The sequence below is a fragment of the Streptacidiphilus sp. P02-A3a genome, from assembly GCF_014084105.1.
Taxonomy (GTDB): Bacteria; Actinomycetota; Actinomycetes; order Streptomycetales; family Streptomycetaceae; genus Streptacidiphilus.
The window spans coordinates 3,372,192-3,391,471 of record NZ_CP048289.1; the positions used below are offsets into that span (position 1 = coordinate 3,372,192).

The 19,280-nt window shown below is 73.1% G+C and carries 17 protein-coding genes; 8 read left to right on the top strand and 9 right to left on the bottom strand.

What is annotated here, in order from left to right; translation table 11 throughout:
* Positions 1–13 precede the first annotated feature (13 nt).
* Positions 14–892 carry a chitosanase gene (locus GXP74_RS15330; RefSeq protein ID WP_182452030.1) on the bottom strand — a complete coding sequence of 293 codons (879 nt, stop codon included), beginning with the start codon at positions 890–892 and terminating at the stop codon, positions 14–16.
* A 243-nt stretch (positions 893–1,135) separates the two neighbouring features.
* Between GXP74_RS15330 and GXP74_RS15335 the strand changes: the two genes are divergently transcribed.
* Entirely contained in the window at positions 1,136–1,702 is a 567-nt protein-coding gene (locus tag GXP74_RS15335) for a DJ-1/PfpI family protein (protein WP_182452031.1), read from the top strand.
* A 56-nt stretch (positions 1,703–1,758) separates the two neighbouring features.
* On the opposite strand, the gene GXP74_RS15340 is transcribed toward GXP74_RS15335, so the two are convergent.
* From GXP74_RS15340 to GXP74_RS15360, 5 genes are all read right to left on the bottom strand, one after another.
* On the bottom strand, positions 1,759–2,208 hold the full coding sequence (locus GXP74_RS15340) for a type II toxin-antitoxin system VapC family toxin (RefSeq protein ID WP_182452032.1): 450 nt from the start codon (positions 2,206–2,208) through the stop codon (positions 1,759–1,761).
* Positions 2,205–2,465: a CopG family transcriptional regulator gene (locus GXP74_RS15345; RefSeq protein ID WP_182452033.1), complete on the bottom strand. Its 261-nt coding sequence runs from the start codon at positions 2,463–2,465 to the stop codon at positions 2,205–2,207. Before GXP74_RS15345 ends, GXP74_RS15340 begins: the two co-directional genes overlap by 4 nt.
* Before the next feature lie 68 nt (positions 2,466–2,533).
* A complete protein-coding gene (locus tag GXP74_RS15350; protein WP_182452034.1) occupies positions 2,534–3,193 on the bottom strand; it encodes a response regulator transcription factor in 660 nt (219 codons plus the stop codon).
* Entirely contained in the window at positions 3,190–4,401 is a 1,212-nt protein-coding gene (locus tag GXP74_RS15355) for a sensor histidine kinase (RefSeq protein WP_182452035.1), read from the bottom strand. The genes GXP74_RS15350 and GXP74_RS15355 overlap by 4 nt, the downstream gene beginning before the upstream one ends.
* A 168-nt stretch (positions 4,402–4,569) precedes the next feature.
* A complete protein-coding gene (locus GXP74_RS15360; protein ID WP_182452036.1) occupies positions 4,570–6,012 on the bottom strand; it encodes a glycoside hydrolase family 47 protein in 1,443 nt (480 codons plus the stop codon).
* A 190-nt stretch (positions 6,013–6,202) separates the two neighbouring features.
* On the opposite strand from GXP74_RS15360, the gene GXP74_RS15365 reads away from it, so the two are divergent.
* Entirely contained in the window at positions 6,203–6,991 is a 789-nt protein-coding gene (locus GXP74_RS15365; RefSeq protein ID WP_182452037.1) for an FAD:protein FMN transferase, read from the top strand.
* A 9-nt stretch (positions 6,992–7,000) separates the two neighbouring features.
* On the opposite strand, the gene GXP74_RS15370 is transcribed toward GXP74_RS15365, so the two are convergent.
* Complete coding sequence (locus tag GXP74_RS15370) at positions 7,001–8,359, bottom strand: NAD(P)/FAD-dependent oxidoreductase (protein ID WP_182452038.1); 1,359 nt, start codon at positions 8,357–8,359, stop codon at positions 7,001–7,003.
* A gap of 187 nt (positions 8,360–8,546) precedes the next feature.
* On the opposite strand from GXP74_RS15370, the gene GXP74_RS15375 reads away from it, so the two are divergent.
* From GXP74_RS15375 to GXP74_RS15395, 5 genes are all read left to right on the top strand, one after another.
* Positions 8,547–9,305 (top strand): HipA family kinase, encoded by a 759-nt coding sequence (locus GXP74_RS15375; RefSeq protein ID WP_182452039.1) that lies wholly within the window; start codon positions 8,547–8,549, stop codon positions 9,303–9,305.
* Entirely contained in the window at positions 9,302–9,685 is a 384-nt protein-coding gene (locus GXP74_RS15380) for a DUF3037 domain-containing protein (RefSeq protein ID WP_182452040.1), read from the top strand. The genes GXP74_RS15375 and GXP74_RS15380 overlap by 4 nt, the downstream gene beginning before the upstream one ends.
* Before the next feature lie 72 nt (positions 9,686–9,757).
* Positions 9,758–10,219, top strand: a complete 462-nt coding sequence (locus GXP74_RS15385) for a MarR family winged helix-turn-helix transcriptional regulator (RefSeq protein WP_182452041.1) — start codon at positions 9,758–9,760, stop codon at positions 10,217–10,219.
* Between the two features lie 61 nt (positions 10,220–10,280).
* Positions 10,281–11,711 (top strand): adenylosuccinate lyase, encoded by a 1,431-nt coding sequence (purB, locus tag GXP74_RS15390; RefSeq protein ID WP_182452042.1) that lies wholly within the window; start codon positions 10,281–10,283, stop codon positions 11,709–11,711.
* Positions 11,712–11,890: 179 nt separating this feature from the next.
* The gene (locus tag GXP74_RS15395) at positions 11,891–12,910 is read left to right on the top strand and encodes a hypothetical protein (RefSeq protein ID WP_182452043.1); all 1,020 of its coding nucleotides are present in this window, start codon (positions 11,891–11,893) and stop codon (positions 12,908–12,910) included.
* A gap of 265 nt (positions 12,911–13,175) precedes the next feature.
* Here the strand turns inward: GXP74_RS15395 and GXP74_RS15400 are convergent, their stop codons facing one another.
* Both GXP74_RS15400 and GXP74_RS15405 read right to left on the bottom strand, forming a co-directional pair.
* Complete coding sequence (locus GXP74_RS15400; RefSeq protein WP_182452044.1) at positions 13,176–13,940, bottom strand: class I SAM-dependent methyltransferase; 765 nt, start codon at positions 13,938–13,940, stop codon at positions 13,176–13,178.
* 76 nt (positions 13,941–14,016) lie between these two features.
* Complete coding sequence (locus tag GXP74_RS15405) at positions 14,017–16,254, bottom strand: germacradienol/geosmin synthase (protein WP_182452045.1); 2,238 nt, start codon at positions 16,252–16,254, stop codon at positions 14,017–14,019.
* 311 nt (positions 16,255–16,565) lie between these two features.
* Here GXP74_RS15405 and GXP74_RS15410 point away from each other — a divergent pair, with 311 nt between their 5' ends.
* Positions 16,566–19,250, top strand: coding sequence for an AAA family ATPase (locus tag GXP74_RS15410; RefSeq protein WP_182452046.1), 2,685 nt, complete (start codon positions 16,566–16,568; stop codon positions 19,248–19,250).
* Positions 19,251–19,280 lie beyond the last annotated feature (30 nt).

Genomic DNA, 19,280 nt, shown 5'->3' on the forward strand with positions numbered 1-19,280 from the left:
GGCTACACCGGGCTCACACCGGGCTGCTGGAGGTGTACGCCGGGATGGTGTAGTCGAAGTCCGCCCCGACGTGCAGCGGGGTGGGCAGCGACCACTCGTTGGCGGAGGCCATCGCCTGCAACGCCTGCACCCGGTCCACCGACTCCGGCCAGTCCGACTTGCGGCCGGGGGTCTTCGGGTTCTTCAGGTGCGCGGTGCGGACCACGTTGAACTGGGCGATCCAGGTGTGCTCGTTGATCCCGGTGGCGGGGGTGCCGCCCTCGTCCGTGGTGGTCTCGGCGACCAGCACCAGCAGCCCGTCCGGGCTGTCGGGCGCGCCGTCGGGGCCCATCTCCACGGCGGTGTCGAAGAAGTTCGCCACCCCGAGGGGCGTGGTGATGCCCACCTTCTCCGCCTCGGCGAGCGCCGGGGCCAGGTAGTAGGTGTGCGCCTGCTCGAACTGGGCCTGGATGAACTTCGGGTCCTTGGCGGCCTGCTGCCAGGCGGCGACGAAGCCGCTGAGCCCGGTGTGCGCGTCGCTGCCCGCGTCGGCGAGCTTCTTCAGCGCGGGCAGGTAGGTCTTCAGCGGGTTGCTCGGCTGCACCGAGTCGTAGTACGTGACCAGGTTGACGTCGTCGCTGGTCTGGGTGCAGAAGCCGATGTACCCGGCGGTGTAGCCGCAGCCGTCGCCGTAGTCCTCGATGTCGGCGAACCCGCTGCTGATGTCGCCGTTCTCGAAGACGTTGGTGATCTCGTCGACCGCGTACTGCTGGGCGTTGCTGAGCTGGATCGTCGACGCGGCGGCGTGGACGGTCGCGGGCGTCGCGGCCGAGGCGGGGGCGGTCGTGGCGACGCCGAGCCCGGTGGCGGCGATGGCGGCGGCGGTGCAGGCGGCACGCATGCGAAGGCTCATGTGGGGCCTTTCACTGAGGGATGGGGGTTGGGGGGTTCTCGTTAGGAAAGCTTCCTAACGAGACGTGCCTTAGCTTCGACGTCTGTGGATTCCGTGTCAAGAACCTGGGAGTGACCGGAATTTGACAGGGCGTCATCAAGGCAGGTGTCGGCGCGCCGCCGTTGCGGGAAATCGGCCGAGTGGGGGAGGGTGGAGCCGAACTTGACGGAACCCGTGCCAGAAGGACGAAGGGTGGGCCCGGACATGCCAGCGAAGATCCTGATCATCGCCGGTGACGCGGCGGAGTCACTGGAAGTTCTCTATCCCTACCAGCGGCTGCTGGAGGAGGGCTACGAAGTCCACCTCGCGGCGCCGGAGCGAAGGAAACTGCAGTTCGTGGTGCATGACTTCGTCGAGGGCTTCGACACGTACACCGAGAAGCCCGGCTACACCTGGCCCGCCGACCTGGCCTTCGCCGAGGTCGACCCGGAGCAGTACGTCGCGCTGGTGATCCCCGGCGGGCGGGCGCCCGAGTACCTGCGCAACAACCCCGAGGTGCAGCGGATCGTGCGGCACTTCTTCGCCGGGGACAAGCCGGTGGCGCAGATCTGCCACGGCCCGCTGATCACCGCCGCCACCGGCAGCCTGGCCGGCCGCCGCAGCGCCGCGTACCCGGCGCTTCAGCCGGACGTGACGGTGGCCGGGGGCGAGTTCGTGGACAGCGAGGCCGTGGTCGACGGCGTCCTGGTCTCCGCCCGGGCCTGGCCCGACCACCCCGCCTGGATGCGCGCCTTCATCGACCTCCTCCGCGCCAAGGCCCCCCTGGCCTAGTCGACTTCGGGCGCGGGGTGCCCCGCCCCGCGCCCTCGGTGCTCGTCCCGGCCGGCTCAGAGCGGCAGGTCGTCCGGCAGCAGTCGGAATGCCTTGTGGCGACTGAGTGGGCGGAGCGCGCGGAAGTCACGGCGGTCGAGTGTGAGCACGGCGTCCGTGTCGTACTCGGCGGCCAGGGCGACGTTGACGGCATCGGCGAGGTCGAGGTCGAGGTTGAGGGCGGAGTGACGGGCTCGTACCGCCTGGGCGGCAGCGAGGTGCTCCTCGGTGATCTCGGGCATGACGACCCGGCCGCGCCGCATCCAGCGCCGGATGTCGTCAATGGCGCTGACGGCCGTCGCGCGGCCGAACTCACGTGTGGCCACGTGATCGGTCTCGGCCAGCAGGAGCGGCGACATGACCAGCAGGCCCGCCGTCATTGTCGCCTGATTCGCCGCCTCGTGCTCCGGGTGCGTGGAGTCGAGCGCTGCCAGCAGGCCCGAGGTGTCGGCGACCACGATGATCACGCGATTGCTCCGGGAGCGGACTCGCTCAGCACGGCGTCCGCCACCGCGTCGCGCACCTCGGCCTTGGTTGCCGTGCGCCCGGGGCCCGCGAAGGTGCGGGAGAACAGCGGCTCGTCCCAGACCCGGTTGGCCATGGCGGCGAGATGGATTCCCTGCCGGATGATCTCGGCTTCGCTTATGCCACGACGCACCGCCGCCTCCTTGATGATGGCGAGGTCATCGGAGTCGGCATAGACGTTGGTTCGCTTCATGGACATGTACCAACGGTAGCGTATGTACCGGATGTGAACATGTCCTCGCTCTGCCGCTGTCCCTGACCGCCGGGTCACCGGGGGGCGGTGACCAGGCGTAGTTCGTAGGCGGTGATGACCAGGTGGACGCGGTCGCGGGCGCCCAGTTTGGTGAAGAGGCGGGAGACGTGGGCCTTGGCGGTGGCCACGCTGATGCAGAGGTGCTCGGCGATCTCGGCGTTGGACAGGCCGCGGCCGACCAGCGTCAGCACCTCGCGCTCGCGGACGGTGACGCCGTCGATCGCGACCCGGTGCGGCGCGGCCGGTTCCGGGCGGCCGACGAACTCGCCGATCAGACGGCGGGTGACGCTCGGGGCGATCAGCGCGTCGCCGTCGGCGACGATCCGGATGCCGTCCAGGATCGCCTCCAACGCCATGTCCTTGACCAGGAAGCCGCTGGCTCCGGCGCGGAGCGCGGGGTAGACGTACTCGTCGTCGTCGAAGGTGGTCAGCACCAGGACGTGGCTCCGCGAGCCCGGGTCGCCGGTGATCCGCCGGGTGGCCTCGATGCCGTCCAGCACCGGCATCCGGATGTCCATCACGACCACGTCCGGCCGCGCGGTCCGGGCCAGTTCCACCGCCTCCGCGCCGTTGCCCGCCTCGCCGACGACCTCCAGGTCGGTGGTGTCGGCGATCAGCACCCGCAGGCCGCTGCGGATCAGCGGCTGGTCGTCGACCAGCGCCACGCGGATCATCCGGCCACCCCGGCCCGCTCGGCCCGCTCGGCCCGCTCGGCCCGCTCGGCGCCGGTCGGTACCGGTAGCCGCGCGGCCACCCGGAAGCCGCCGCCCGGGCGCGGCCCCGCGCTGAACTCGCCGTGCAGCAGCGCGACCCGCTCCCGCATGCCGGTGATGCCGTACCCGGCGGCGCCGGGAGCGGCGCCGCCGCCCAGATCGGTGATCTCGACGGCCAGTTCGGTCGGCCGGTAGTCGACGGTCACCGCGCAGTCCCGGGTGCCGGAGTGCCGCACCACGTTGGTCACCGCCTCCTGGATGATCCGGAAGGCGGACAGGTCGATGTCGGCCGGGAGGGCGCGCCGCTGCCCCAACTCGCGGACGTCCACCCGGACGTCCGCGTCGCGGGTCCGGGCGACCAGCTGGTCCAGGCCGTCCAGGCCCCCGGTCGGGCCGAGCGGCGCGGCACCCGGGTCGTCCCGGCGCAGGCTGCCGAGCAGCCGCCGCAGTCCGGCCAGGGTCTCCCGGCTGGTGGCCTCGATCGCGTCCAGCGCGTTGCGGGTCTCGGCGGGCTGGGTGGCCATCACCCGGCTGCCCATCCCGGCCTGGATCGCGATGATGCCGATGTTGTGCGCGACCATGTCGTGCAGTTCGCGGGCGATCCGCAGTCGCTCGACGGTGATCGCCTGCTCGGTGGCCCGCAGCCGCAGCGCCTGGGCGTGGTCGCGGCTCTGGTGCACGGTGTTGCCGATCAGCCAGGCGATGACGGCGGTCGAGGCCATACCCGCCTCCCCCTCGACGTTGTCGGGGTAGTGGCTGACCAGCCGCCAGACGGTGCAGCCGGCCAGCACCGCGACCGGCATCAGCGCGGCCGTGGCCGACACCCGCCGGGAGCGGGTGGCCGCCGTGTAGCCCACCGCGGCGTCGGCCAGCAGCAGCAGGACGATCGGCGTCTCGATCACCCACATGCCCATGGAGTACAGGAAGCCCGCCAGCGCCACCGCCACCGACGCCAGCGGCGCGCGGAACAGGAGCAGTGTGCCCACGGTGGTGACCAGGGCGATCACCAGCAGCGGCTCGTCCTCCGGATTGCCGTCGTACTGGAGCAGGTGCTGTAGCTCGCTCGCGCGCTCGAACGAGCGGACCGCGAAGAGCACGATCCAGAAGACGGCCACCCAGGCGCCCGGCGGCAGGCGTCTGGGCAGGGGCGGACGGGGCGCGGCAGTCATGGGCCGATGGTAGACGCGCGGTGCCGGGCGGCACATTGGCCCACGGGCGTAGTTCCCCGGGTCAGGTCCGCGGCCCGAGGACGGTGCCCCCGTGATGCGAGCCACGCGACTGACCGAGCGCTACCGCGGCACCGCGGCTGCCGACGCCAGGCCAGAGGTGACTTGGCGTCAGATTCGGCGCAGGCCGCGGAGTACCTTGCCCTCGGTGGAGAGCAGGCCGTTGGCGTAGTCGAAACGCGGGGTGTCCGAGAACATCAGCCACAGGTACTTGAGGTTCTCCGCGAACCAGTAGGCGGGGGTCAGGTCGCCCAGGCGCATGCCGCGTTCGGTGACGTCCCCGGCCACCGTGTAGCCGCCCGGCACCCGCTGGTTGTCGCGCATCGCGGTGAACCAGCGGTAGCCGGTCTGCCGGTAGTAGTCGTCGCCGGTGGCCCGCCACAGGTCGAACGAGGAGTTCGGGTACTCCGGGCGCAGTTGGTTGCCCCGCTCCACCGCGCGCAGGGTGGCGAAGTCCAGGGTCTCCGGGAGCACCGGGTAGGCGTCCAGCGCGTCGGTCCAGGAACGGTAGTAGGCGGCGGCCTGCTGGAGGTCCCCGCCCTTGGCCAGCAACCCGGCGTAGAAGGACGCGAGTTCGGACTGCTCCTGGGGGCCGCTGGGCTCACCGGTGCGGAAGTCCACGGTGCGGAACCAGAGCCGACCGGAGGCCTCCACCGACTGGTGATGGAGCGTCAGTGCGGTCAACGTCCGGTACCAGTCCAGCAACTGACGGTCACCCAGCAGTGCCCAGCCGCCCCACAGGTACTCGTTGAAGGAGTCCGCCGGGGGGTTGGGCGTGCCGCAGTCCGAGTCCAGCCAGCGGCCCGACTCGGCGTCGATGCTCCCGGCCAGCAGGCCGATCGAGCTGCGCCGGTCCAGCACCGCCCGGTAGGCGCGGATCGAGGCGTCGTAGTAGCGGGAGTCGCCGGTCAGCCGGGACAGCAGGCCGAACTCCATGACGTTCGTCCCCGCCTCGGCCAGCGGCACCGCGCTGCCCTGGACCGCGCCGGTGCGCAGGTTCACCAGGGTGTAGGGCACACCGGTGGGGGACTTGGTGAACGCGGGCAGCAGCCGGTCGGCGAACTCCCGGGCGCGGGCCAGCAGGCTGCTGCGGCCGGTCGCCTCGAAGCCCGCGAGCAGCCCGCCGACGATCCGGATCACCGCCTCGAAGACGTGCGTGTAGACGTCCTGGGCCGGGTCGAGGTTGGCGTCGATCCAGTCGCAGCAGCGGGTGACCTCCTGGTCCTGGCCCAGCAGGAAGAGCGTGTCCAGCGCCTCGACGATGGAGAGTCCGAAACTGTGCCCGGGGGCGAAGAAGTCGTGGTGCCCGCCGCTCACCGGCAGCACCTCGTCGTAGCCCCAGGCCCGGTCGCAGTAGCCGCGCCAGCCGTGCAGGTACTCCTCCAGCACCTGGGCGGCGACGTCGGCGTCCGGGGACAGCGGCACCGCCGGTCCGGCCGCCAGGGCCGGGGCGGCCGACAGCAGCACCGCCCCGGCCGCCGTGCCGGTGACCGAGCCGAGCAGGGAACGACGCGAGAGCGGCCGAGCGGGGTCGGCGGAGTGTTTCGGGCGCATGGTCACAGGACGTTACTGCCGGGGTTCTCCGCCTCCGGCGCGGCGGCGGCTGGGCGTGGCGCTCACCGGACTCCGGCTGAGCTGCGACGATGATGGTTCCACGGGGACACGGGTAGTCACTCGAACGAGTGGGGAGATTGCGCCCGGCGCAGTAGCGCGGGCCGGGCGCCGCAGGTCAGGGAGGGTCGGGATGACGGAGGCGCTGCGGCACGCGGAGCCGGTGATGGGCACGGTCGTGTCCTTCGACGTCCGCGACGCCGGGAGCGGTGAGCGGCGGGCCGGGGTCGAGGCGGGGCTGGCGCGCGCGGTGGCCTGGCTGCACCGGGTGGACCGGGTGTTCTCCACCTACCGCCCGGACAGCCAGATCTCCCGGCTGGGCCGGGGCGAGCTGGCCCCGGCGGACTGCGACCCGGAGGTGGCCGAGGTGCTGGCCCTCGGCGAGGCCGCCGAGCGGGTCGGCGGCGGGGCCTTCAGCGTCCGGCCGGGCGGCACGCTGGATCCGTCCGGGGTGGTCAAGGGCTGGGCGGTGGAGCGGGCCTCGGCGATCCTGCGCGAGGCCGGTTCGCTGCGGCACTGCGTCAACGGCGGCGGCGACGCGCAGACGGTCGGCGAGCCGGAGCCCGGGCGGCCCTGGGGACTGGCGGTGGCCCACCCGCTGCACCCGGGCGCGTTCGCGATCCTGGTCCAGGGCCGGGACATCGCGCTGGCGACCTCCGGCACGGCGGAACGCGGCGAGCACATCCTGGACCCGCGCACCGGCCTGCCCGCGCGCGGCGGCCTGGCCTCGGTCTCGGTCGTCGGACGCTCGCTCACGGCCGTGGACATCGCGGCGACCACCGCGTTCGCGCTGGGCCCGGCGGGCCGTGACTGGCTGGAGCGGCAGCCGGGCCTGGAGGGCTTCGCGGTACTGGACGACGGGCGGGCCTGGTGGACGTCCGGCTTCGGCGCGTACGCGCGGCTGCCGGACGCCACCGGCTGACCGGCCCGGCTACCGCTTCGCCCGCAGCGCCGCCGTGTGCGCCTTGACCTGCTCCTTGGACAGGTAGCCGTCGGTGTACTCGAAGTCCTTCAGCGTGGCCGGGCGCCGCAGCTGGAAGCCGGTGCGGACGAAGTCGTCCCCGGCCGTGGCGTTCAGCATCCAGTTGGTCATCACCCTGACCTTGGCCACGTTGGTGCGCAGCGCCATCAGGTGGTAGCCGCGCGCCACGCCCTGCGCGGCCACGCCCTTGAGCTCGATGCCGAGCGGCTTGGACACGGCGTCCGCGCCGCCGAGGTCCACCACCAGGCCCAGGTCCTTGTGGTAGTACGGGCGCATGGTCTGACCGCGCAGCGCGGCGGCGACGTTGTCGGCGCAGACCCTGCCCTGCCGCTGCGCGTGCTGCGCGGTCGGCGGGCAGACCGCGCCGCCGCCCTTGGCCAGGTCCGGTACGGCGGCGGCGTCGCCGAGCGCGAACATCCCGTCGAACTGCGGGACCCGCATGTCGGCGGTGGCGGCCAGGCGTCCGCGCACGGTCTCCGCGTCCAGGGTGGCGATCAGCGGGCTGGCGGCGACCCCGGCGGTCCAGATCAGTGTCCGGCAGGGCAGCACCCGGCCGTCGGTGAAGGTGACCGTGTCGTCGCCCACCTCGGCCACGGACACGCCCAGCGACACCTGGATCCCGCGTCGGCGCAGGATGTCCAGGGCGTCGCGGCCCAGCTGGTCGCCGAGCTCCGGCATCAGCTTCGGCGCGATGTCGATCAGGTGCCACTTGATCAGGTTCGGGTTCAGCCTGGGGTAGCGCTTGACCGCCGAGGTGGTGACCCGTTGCAGGCAGGCGGCGGTCTCGGTGCCCGCGTAGCCGCCGCCGACGACGACGAACTGGAGCCGGGAGATCCGCTCCTCCCGGTCGGTCGCGGCGTCCGCCAGGTCCAGCTGGCTGATCACGTGGTCGCGCACGTAGGCGGCCTCGGCCAGGGTCTTCATGCCGCGCGCGTGCGTGGTCAGCCCGGGGATGTCGAAGGTGCGGGTGACGCTGCCCGGGGCCAGCACGATGTAGTCGTAGTGCTCGTCGATGACCTCGTCGGTGATCTTCCGGATCACGCAGACCTTCGCCTGCGGATCCACGCCGATCGCGCCGCCGGGGATGATCCGGGTCCGCCGCAGCATCCGGCGCAGCGAGACCGCCACCGACTGCGGGGTCAGCACCCCGGCCGCGACCTGCGGCAGCAGCGGCAGGTAGAGCTCGTAGCTGAACGGGGCGACGATCGCGATGTCCGCCTCACCGGGGGTCAGCTTCCGTTCGAGCCGACGGGCGCATTCGACGCCGGCGAAGCCGCCGCCGACCACCAGGATCCGAGGTCGTTCCATCCTTACCGTCCCTCACAGGTTGTGATCGACAGGGTTCCGGCCGCCGCGCCGCTCCGGGCCGTCGGCCCGGTCCGGCGCGCCCCCCGGGGCGTCTCCTGCCCGCCACCCTTCCACGCACTCCTCGGCCGTGCCACCGGTAGCGGCGGACCGGACGGAGCGGGTGGGGTGACTGGGTAGGGTGGGGCGCATGCTGCGTGAGGTTCGGGCGGTCCGCTACGTGACCGCCCTTCGGGAGGGCGGGTCGTTGCCGGGGCTGGTGGCGGCCGACGACGGGGAGCTGTACGTCGCCAAGTTCACCGGCGCCGCCCAGGGCCGGAAGGCGCTGGTCGCCGAGGTGGTCGCCGGGGAGTTGGCGCGTCGGCTCGGGTTGCCGGTGCCGGAGCTGCTGCGGATCGAGGTGGACCCGCTGATCGCCATCGGCGAGCCGGAGCAGCAGGTGCAGGACCTGGTGAAGGCGTCCGGCGGGACCAACCTCGGCATGGGCTTCGTCTCCCGGGCGTTCGGCTTCGATCCGCTGGCGTTCCCGGTGGACCCGCTGCTGGCCGGGCGGGTGGTCTGGTTCGACGCGCTGATCGGCAACGTCGACCGCTCCTGGCGCAATCCGAACCTGCTGGTCCGCGACGGCGCGCTGTGGCTGATCGACCACGGCGCGAGCCTGATCTTCCATCACAACTGGCCGCGCGCGGCGGCGTCCGCCCGCAGGCCGTACGACGCGGGCGACCACGCGCTGCTGCGCTTCGCCCCGGATCTGGCGGCGGCCGACGCCGAGCTCGGCGGTCTGGTCACCGAGGAACTGCTGCGGGAGGTGCTGGCGCTGGTGCCGGACGTCTGGCTGGACGGGGAACCGGGCTTCGGCTCGGCGGCGGAGGTGCGCGGCGGGTACGTGGCGCAGCTCGCCGAACGGGCCGCCGGGCCGCGCGACTGGCTGCCGGAGTCGGCCGCGTGAGCGCGCCGGTGGTCTTCGAGTACGCGCTGGTGCGGGTCGTGCCCCGGATCGAGCGCGGCGAGCAGTTCAACGCCGGGGTGGTCTTCTACTGCCGCCCGGCGGGCCTGGTCCGCGCCGAGATCCGGCTGGACGAGGCGCTGCTGCTGGCGCTGGACCCGGGGGCGGACGTCGCCGGGGTGCGTGCCGCGCTGGCCGGGGTCGCCGCCGTCTGCGCGGGCGGCGCGGCGGCCGGGCAGGCCGGGGCGGACGACCCGGGGCGGCGGTTCCGCTGGCTGACCGCGCCGCGCAGCACCATCGTCCAACCGGGTCCGGTGCACTGCGGGCTGACCGAGGATCCGCGGGGCGAGCCGGAGCGGCTGCTGGCGCGGCTGGTCGGGTAGCACCCGCTGCGCGGCGGCCGCGCGGGGCGGTGTGCCGTGCGGTTGCTTGCGGACGCCGGATATCCTTGCGGGATGAGCCTACTGTCCGACGGAGCCGCCGAGTCCCGGGCGCAGGGGTGGCGGGCCCTGGCCGCGCTGCACGCGCGGATCGAGGGCGAGATCGGCCGCGCCCTGGAGACCGCGCACGACCTGAGCGTGAGCGAGTACTCGGTGCTGGAGGCGCTCTCCCGGCAGGACGACTGGCACATGCGGATGCAGCAGCTGGCGGACGCGGTGGTGCTCAGCCAGAGCGCGACCACCCGGCTGGTCGCCCGGCTGGAGGCGGACGGGCTGCTCAGCCGACGGCTCTGCCCGACCGACCGCCGGGGCATCTACACCGAGGTGACCGAGGTGGGCCGGGAACGGCTGGCGCAGGCCCGGCCGACCCACGACGCGGCCCTGAGCCGGGCGCTGGCGGCGGCCGAGGACGTCCCCGAGCTGGCCCCGCTGGTCCGCGCGCTGACCCCGGCCGCGGAGCCCGCGCGGTCGGGCTGAGCGGTCGGGGCACCGCTCCCACCTGGGGCTTGGCCGCCGCGGACTGTTAGGCTTGCGCAGCGTGACCGCGAAGCCGATGATCCCCGACGTCCTTGCCGCCCGCTACGCCTCCGGCGAGCTGACCCGACTGTGGTCCCCCGAGCACAAGGTGGTGCTTGAGCGGCAGCTGTGGCTGGCCGTGCTCAAGGCCCAGGCCGACCTCGGGATCGACGTCCCGGAGAACGCCGTCGCCGACTACGAGCGGGTCGTCGACCAGGTCGACCTCGCCTCGATCGCCGCCCGTGAGCGGGTCACCCGGCACGACGTGAAGGCCCGCATCGAGGAGTTCAGCGCCCTCGCCGGGCACGAGCAGATCCACAAGGGCATGACCTCGCGCGACCTCACCGAGAACGTCGAGCAGCTGCAGATCCGGCAGTCGCTGGAGCACGTCCGCGACCGTACGGTGGCGCTGCTGGTGCGGCTGGCCGCGCTCGCGGCCGAGCACAGCGAGCTGGTGCTGACCGGCCGTTCGCACAACGTCGCCGCCCAGGCCACGACCCTCGGCAAGCGCTTCGCCTCCGCCGCCGACGAGATCCTGGTCGCCTTCCAGCGGCTGGAGGAGCTGATCGCCCGCTACCCGCTGCGCGGGATCAAGGGCCCGGTCGGCACCTCCCAGGACATGCTCGACCTGCTCGGCGGCGACCAGGGGAAGCTCGCCGAGCTGGAGCAGCGGGTCGCCGGGCACCTCGGCTTCCAGCAGGGGTTCACCAGCGTCGGCCAGGTCTACCCGCGCTCGCTGGACTACGACGTGCTCTCGGCGCTGGTCCAGCTCGCGGCCGGACCCAGCAGCCTGGCCAAGACGATCCGGCTGATGGCCGGGATCGAGCTGGTCACCGAGGGCTTCAAGGAGGGCCAGGTCGGTTCCTCGGCGATGCCGCACAAGATGAACACCCGTTCCTGCGAGCGGGTCAACGGCCTCGCGGTGGTGCTCCGCGGCTACGCCTCGATGGTCTCCGAGCTGGGCGGCGACCAGTGGAACGAGGGCGACGTGTCCTGCTCGGTGGTCCGCCGGGTGGCGCTGCCGGACGCCTTCTTCGCCTTCGACGGCCTGCTGGAGACCTTCCTCACCGTCCTCGACGAGTTCGGCGCGTTCCCCGCCGTCATCGCCGCCGAGCTGGACCGCTACCTGCCGTTCCTGGGCACGACCAAGGTGCTGATGGCGGCGGTGCGCGCGGGCGTCGGCCGGGAGACCGCGCACGAGGCGATCAAGGAGCACGCGGTCGCCTCCGCGCTGGCGATGCGGGCCGGGGTCCGCGAGAACCAGCTGCTGCCGCTGCTGGCCGAGGACGACCGGATCCCGCTGGACCTGGCCGGGCTGCGGGCGCTGCTGGCCGACCGGCTGTCGTTCACCGGCGCTGCGTCCGCGCAGGTCGCCGAGGTGGTCCGGCGGGTGGAGGCGGTCGCCGCCGCGCACCCGGGGGCGGCGAAGTACACTCCGGGCGACATCCTCTGAGGCCGGTCGCACCGAGCGGGGCCGGTCCTACCGGGGCCGGTTGTCCGACGAACCGGTGAATCACCGCTGCGCCGCCGCCCCGGCTACTGTGCCGGGGCCGCGGCGCGCTGCATCATCGAGCCGAGGGGCGTCCCCGGTCGGGGCGCCCGCCGGTGCGGCAGCGGCAGTGAGGACAGCCCATGACCACGATCGCCTCCCGGCCCGAGCCGCTGCCCGCGAGCGGCCTCGCGCTGGAGCTCGGGCTGCCGCACGGACGCCTGCCGGAGGCGCTGGACCACCCGCGGCGGCAGCAGGTCAGGGAGCGGCACGACGCCTGGTTCCGGGAGCGGATCGGCGGGGCCGGACCGCCCGCCGCGCGGCGGCTGTTCGCCGAGTGCGAGGGCGTCAGCCTGATGTGCCGGGTGCTGCCGGGCGCGGACCCGGAGCGGCTGCTCGGCATCTGCCTCGCCGCCTCGGTGCTGTTCCTGCTGGACGACGCCACCGACGGCGACTCCGCCGAGACCGGCCGGGCCGACGAGTACCTGGCGGTCCTGGCCGGGGCGGTCACCGAGGGCGGCTCGGCCCACCTGCGGCTGTTCCGGCAGACCCTGGACCGGGTCCGCCAGGGCGTCCCGGACCGGCTGTGGTCCCGCTTCACCAGCGGCTTCTCCGAGGTGGTGCGGGCGGCGGCGGTGAAGTCCGGCGCGCCGGTCCGCGACTACCCGGGCTATCTGGCGGTCCGCCGCGCGGACGCCGCCTTCGACCTGGTCGGCGTCGCCATCGAGCACGGCCTCGGCCTGGAGCTGACGCTGGAACCGGAGCGGCTGGCGGCCTTCCACGACGCCTGCTTCGAACACACCATCCTGGTCAACGACCTGCTCTCGTACCGCAAGGAGTACGCCGACGACGAGCCGATGAACGCGGTCGGGGTGCTCCGGCGGACCGAGGGGCTGGGCCTGCAGGCGGCGGTGGACGAGCTGTGCCTGCGGCTGCGCGCCGCCGAGGACGCCTACGTCGCCCGCGCGGCGGAGCTGGACGCGGCCCACGGCGCCGCGCACCCGGCGCTGCGGCCCTACCTGGACGCCTGGGCGCGGATGCTCAGCGGCAACCTGGCCTGGTCGCTGTCCTGCCCGCGCTACCACGGCCCGGACGGCGGCTGGACCGGCGACGGCGTCCCGGCGCGGATGGTGCTCTACCCGGACCGGACGCTGTTCCGCTGACGTACCGCCGCGTCGCCGGAGGCACCTGCGGGTCGGTCACGTCGAGGACGGCGTGGATGCGTCCTGACGAGGCCTCCTCGGTGGGCGCCCAGTGACGTCCGGGCACAGCGTCAAGTGGTCGCGGAAGTAATGGCGAACGAGTTGCTTCCTCACTACTGGCTTCGTTCGAAGGAATGCGATCCGGGATGCCGCGTGATGACGGGCCGCCGAGGCGGCGCGCGCGTTCCCGGTGAGGCGACGTCGGGCGGGTGGCCGGCCCCGGCGGCTACTCCGGCTTGCGGGCCTCGACCAGGAAGCGGCTGGTGCGGGCGGTGAACGGGCCCTCGGCCTGGATCTGCTCGTGCAGCTCGCGCAGCCGGTCGCGGTACTCGGCGACGGTGAAGCCGGGAACCATCCAGATCACCTTGCGCAGGAAGTAGACGACCGCGCCGATGTCGTTGAACCGGGTGTGCAGGCGCTCCACGCGCAGGTCGGTGACGTCGAGACCGGCGGCCCTGGCCCGGGCCGCCGCGCGGTCCGGGTGGCGGCTGTCGCGGGTCTCGGGCGGCTGCTCGCCGAGGAAGTACTCGACCAGTTCGAACACGCTGGCCGGGCCGACCTCCTGGGACAGGTACGTACCGCCCGGCGCCAGCACCCGGGCCACCTCGGGCCAGTCCACCCGCACCGGGTGGCGGCTGACCACCAGGTCGAAGGTGTCGTCGGCGAACGGCAGCGGGCCGTCCTGGTGCACCACCACCGCCACGCCGCGCGGGCGCAGCAGCGCGGTGGCCTTGGCGACGTTCGGCGGCCAGGACTCGGTGGCCACGGTCAGCCGGGGGAGCCGGGCGGCGCTCGCCAGCACCTCGCCACCGCCGGTCTGCAGATCCAGCGCGGCGCTCGCGCCCGCCATCCGCTCGGCCATCGTCCGGGCGTAGCCCCAGCTGGGGCGCTGTTCGCTGGCGCGGCCGTCCAGCCAGGAGAAGTCCCAGCCGTCGACCGGGACGCTGTCGGCCTCGGCGACCAGCTCGTCGAAGGATCGTGCCGCACCCATTCTTCGATCCTGCCACCGGTGGCGGGCGGGGGCCAACGAATATCGGCCGCCCGCCCGCCCGCCACCGGCTACCGGGTCAGCGCGCCCCGCCGACCGTCGCCGTGGTCGCCCAGGGGCGGACGGCGGACATGCCCAGGGTGCGGGCGAAGGCGTTCGCGGGCACCGCCGGTACCGGCGGGACGGCGTTGCGCAGCAGCGTCGCCTCGCCGTAGCGGCGGCAGCCGAGGTGCCAGCCGAGGATCCCCGCCATCCAGTTCCGCAGCTCCTGGGCGTAGCCCTGCAGAATCCGCCTGCCCTCCGGGGGGACGTCGAAGTCCCGGTAGAGCGCCGGGAGCTCGATCTCGGTGACATGCTCGAACTGGCGCATCCTGGTGGTCATCAGGTCGTTGACGATGGCCAGCGCCTGGTGCCGGTCGCAGTTGAAGAAGTTCTCCACCACCAGCACCGAGTTGTGGATCTCGCCCTCGAACTGGATCTCCTTCTGGTAGGAGAAGACGTCGTTCATCAGCCCCGCGTAGTCCGCCGCCGCGTTCTCCATGGCGGTGACCGCCCGTGAGCGGTAGAGCTCCGGCGGAACGGTTCTGCCGTGGGACAGCCGGGACAGGCTCATGGTCAGCTCCGCCCCGAAGGTGCGGCGGCGCATCTCGATGTAGTCCACCGGGTCGGGCACCCGGTTCAGCTTCTGGTTGCCCAGCTCCCACAGCCAGCTGTTGAGCATCGCCTCGATGGTCTGCCGGAAGGCGGCGCGGGCGTCGGCGGTCATCGGTCCGGCGGTCCTGGCCCACAGGTCGGCCAGGCCGCGTTCCAGGCCGGTCACCGGGACGATGCCGGGGGCTCCGGCGTCCGGCGGTACGCAGGCCAGCAGCCGTTCGGTGCACGCCTTGGCGGCGGAGAGGTCCGGGGTGCGGCCGAACAGCACCGGGTACACGTCGTCCCCGTAGGTGCCCCAGGCCAGCCACTGCGAGGAGAGGTCCAGCTCCTCCGGCGTGGCGTCGGGATGGATCCCGGCGGCGCACAGCGGCAGGTCGATGTCCCGCAGCCGCGCCTCGTCCCAGACCAGCGGGACGTCGTCGTAGATGCCCACCGCCCGGGCCCACTCGGCGGTGTGCTCCCGGGCGGCGTCCAGGTGCGGGCTCGGGGTGACCGTGAACGGCAGGTAGAACCGCGGCAGTTCCAGGTGCCCCACCGGCTGGAACGGGACGTGCGAGTACGCCCGCAGCCGGGTCGGCAGGGTGGCCGCGATCGAGGGCAGCAGCCGGGCGGCCGAGGTGCCGAGGCCCAGCGGTCCCTCCAGCAGCCGGTCGATGCCGGACTCGGCCGGGCCGCCGCCGTTCATGTAGCGGCTGGAGCGCCGGTGCCACTCGTGGCCGCCCGCCTGCCAGTCCTGTAGTCCCTTGGCGTACGCCAGCACGTCCGCGCAGGCCCGCGGGTCCAGGGCGTGCTCCAGGAACAGCGGGCCCAGCTCGGTGAGCACGGTGTGCTCGAACTGCATCAGCCGGGAGGTGAGCAGGTCGTTCACGGCCTCGGCGGCCTCCTGGGTGGTGCACCCCAGGAAGTGCTCCAGGACCAGCACGCCGTTGGCGTTCTCGCCCTCGTCCTCGACCTCGCGCTGGTACGAGAACAGGTCGTTGCGCAGGTGGACGCCGTCGGAGAAGGTGTCCTTGAGCACCCGCAGCGGGCGGCTGGCCGCCACCGCCGCCGGGACCTCGGCGCCGACGGCGTGCTCCACCAGCCCGGCCGACCAGGGGGCGCCGCCGACCTTGCGGCGCATCTCGATGTACTCGACCGGGTTGGAGATCCGGTTCTCGTTGATGTTGTTGAGCTCCCAGAGGGACTCCTCCAGCAGGTGCTGGGTGCTCTCGGCGAAGCGGGCGCGCCAGTGCGGCGACATCCCGGGGACGGTGCGGGCCCACAGGTCGGCCAGGCCGGCCTCGACCTGGTTCTCGGCCTCCAGCGCGGGCGGGCCGCCGTCCAGCGGCATGAACGCGGGCAGCCGGTCCAGGTACGCCTTCGCCCCGGCCATGTCCCGGCTGCGCTTGAAGATGTCCAGGAAGTGGTCGTCGAAGAAGAAGACCCACACGTACCAGTCGGTGACCAGGGCGAGCTCGTCGGCGTCGCAGTCGGGGTGGGTGTAGGCGCACAGCAGGGCGTAGTCATGGGCGTCGAAGGTGGCCTCGTCCCAGATACCCGATCCCTCGATCATGGTCATCTCACGGGCCCAGGCCTTGGAACGCACCCGGGCGCTCTCCAGCTGCGGGTTCAGCCGCGCCGGATACGGCGTGTAGAACTCGGGGAGCTTGAACGGTTGCGGCATCTGCGCCAGTACCTTCCAGGTGATCCGCTGTGGTCGGCTGATGGATCGTCGGGACGTGTCAGGAGTGGTGCTGCCGCCTGCTCGGTGGCTCGACCACGGTAGGTCGGGCCAGGGGTGACGACAACGGAGACCGGAGGGCACCGCCCGTTCAGGTGAATTCGGCGCTGTTCGAGATTGGGGCCCCGTGAATCGGGACAGTGGAGCGCTGACCGGGGCCGCGTGTGCGGCGCTGGGTGCGCCCGGGACGAACTGCCCGGGATGCCCTTCGCCAACCCCGTGTGCAGGCAACTCTCCGGCGATAGGCTCCTGCTGTGGCAGAACAGATACACATCGTGGCCAGTGCCGGGCTGCTCGAACGCGATGCCGAGCTCCAGCTCGCCCGGGAGGCTCTGGACAGCCTCGCGGTGGCCGGGGCGGCCCCGGCGGAGCCGCGCGAGCGCCTGCTGGTGTTCACCGGGGCCGCCGGTCTCGGCAAGACCAGTCTGCTGGCCCGGATCCGTGAGGAGGCCGTCGCCCGGCGGCTGCTGGTGCTGTCCGCGCGCGGCGGCGAGCAGGAGCAGCTGTCGGCCTTCCAGGTCGTCCGCAACCTGCTGCACCCGCTGCTGGCCGAGGTCGACGAGGAGGCGCAGCGCTGCATCCTGGCCGGTTGGTACGAGATCCTGGCCGCCGCCGTCGGCCTGGCCGACCACGGCCAGGGAGCCCTCGCCGCGCCGGACCCGCAGGGTGTCCGCGACGGCCTGGACTGGGTGGTCACCAACCTCGCCGTCTCCCGTGGTCCGCTGGTGCTGCTGGTGGACGACGCGCACTGGGCCGACGCCGAGTCGCTGGCCTGGCTGGCCTCCTTCGCCTCCCGGGTGGAGGACCTGCCGGTGCTGCTGGTCTTCGCCTACCGGCCGGACGAGCTACAGCCCGGATCCGAGGCGTTCCAGGAGATGACGGAGCACAGCGGGGCGAGCCGGATCGGCCTGTCCGCGCTGACCCCGGAGGCCGTCGCGGTGATCGTGCACGACATGTACGGCGCGCCGGACGTCCAGTCGGCCTTCTGCCGCGAGGTCTGGGCGGTCACCGCCGGGAACCCGTTCGAGACGGTCGAGCTGGTGGCCAAGGCGCAGGAGCGCGGGCTGCCGCCGGTGGAGGCGTCCTGCCCGCTGCTGCGCGAGGTCGCCTCGGCGACCAAGGGCTCCGGCCTGGTGGCCCGGCTCGGGCGGCTGGGCCGGGTGGCCGTTCGCCTGGCGTACGCGGTGGCGGTGCTCGGCATCCACACCCAGCTGGACCTGGCCGCCTCGGTGGCCGGGCAGACCCGGGCCGAGGCCGCCGACGCGGTCGAGAAGCTGCGCAAGGCCCGCATACTGACGGGACATCAGGTCCTGGAGTTCGTGCACCCGTTGATCGCCACCTCGGTCTACCGGAGCATCCCGGCGGACCAGCGCGTCGAGCTGCACGCCCGGGCGGGCTGGGCGCTGCTGGACGCCGGGCGCGGCCCGGGGACGGCGGCCCGGCACTGGTTCGAGGTGCCGCCGCAGGGTGATGACGCGGTGGTCGAGCAACTGCGGGCGGCGGCAGGTCTGTTCATGAAGGCCGGAGCGCCGGAGACGGCCCAGCGCTGCCTGGCCCGGGCGCTGCGGGAGCCGCCCTCGCGGCGGCAGCGGGCCGGGGTGCTGTTCGAACTCGGCTACTCCACCCTGCTGTACGACCCGGCGGCCACGGTCGGGCACCTGCGCGCGGCCCTGGCCGAGGAGGGGCTGCCGCCCGAGCTGCGGCAGAGCATCACCGTGCGGCTGGCGCAGTCCCTGGCGCACAGCAACCAGTTGGCCGAGGCGGCCCGGGTCACCGCGGAGGCGGCGAAGACGGCGGAGTCGCACCAGGCGTGGCTGCGGTTGCAGGTGTGGAACCTGATGTGGTGCGCCTTCGACGCCGACGAGCGGGGCTCCACCGCCCGCTCGGCCCGGCTCGCGGAACTCGCCCAGCGGATCGAGTCCGCCCGGGACACCTCGGTCGCCGGACGCTACATCCTCGGTCTGCGGGCCTGGGACGCGGTGGTGCGCGGCGAGCACAAGGACACCGTCATCCACTACGCCGACCTGGCGCTGGAGGGCGGGCTCAGCTGGACCGACGAGGAGTGGGCCTTCGAGGTCCCGCTGCTGACCTCGCTCACCTACATGTACACCGACCAGCCGGAGCGCTGCGAGCGGCTGCTGGCCAGGGGCATCGCCGAGTTCGAGGAGGCCGGCTGGCGCGGGGCGCACCTCTCCTTCGCGCACACCATCCTCGGCTACGCCCGCTACCGCTACGGCAACCTGGCCGAGGCGGAGGCCGGCGCCCGGCTCGGGCTGGAGATCGCCAACCGCGTCGGCGAGGGGCTGCCGGTGCACTGGTACGCGGTCGGCACGCTGATCACGGTGCTGGTGGCGCGCGGCAACGTGGCCGAGGCGGTGGCCCTGGCCTCCCGCTACGACTTCCACGCGCCCTACTCGGCGGCGGTGGTCTTCCCGGATCCGCAGACGGTGCGCGGCGGGATGCTGCTGCTCGCCGGGGAGTACGAGCAGGCGTCGGCGGAACTGGTCGGGGCCGGTGCCCGGTTGGACGCCCGGGAGATGTTCAACCCGGGCTGGTGCAGCTGGCAGCGGCGGTTGGCGCAGACCAGGGCCAGGCTGGGGGATCTGCCCGGAGCTCGGCGCTTGGCGGCCGACGCGCTGCTGCGGGCGGAGCGGTTCGGCGCCGACTCCTCGGTCGGCATGGAGCTGCGCTCCTGCGCCAAGCTGGTCCGCGGCGAGGAGCAGCTGGAGCTGCTGCGCCGCTCGGTGGAGGTGCTGGGGCGGTGCACCGCGCCGTACGTGCTGGCCCTGGCGCTGCTCGACTACGGCCGGGCGCTCCGGGCGGACGGCCAGCTCGACCGGGCGCGGGAGGAGTTCAGCCGGACCCTGACGCTGGCGGCGGGCTGCGCCGCCGACCTGCTCGCGCAGCAGGCCAAGGACGAGCTGAGTGAGCTGGGGTGACGTGACGCCGGACCGGGGCGCGGAGTCGGG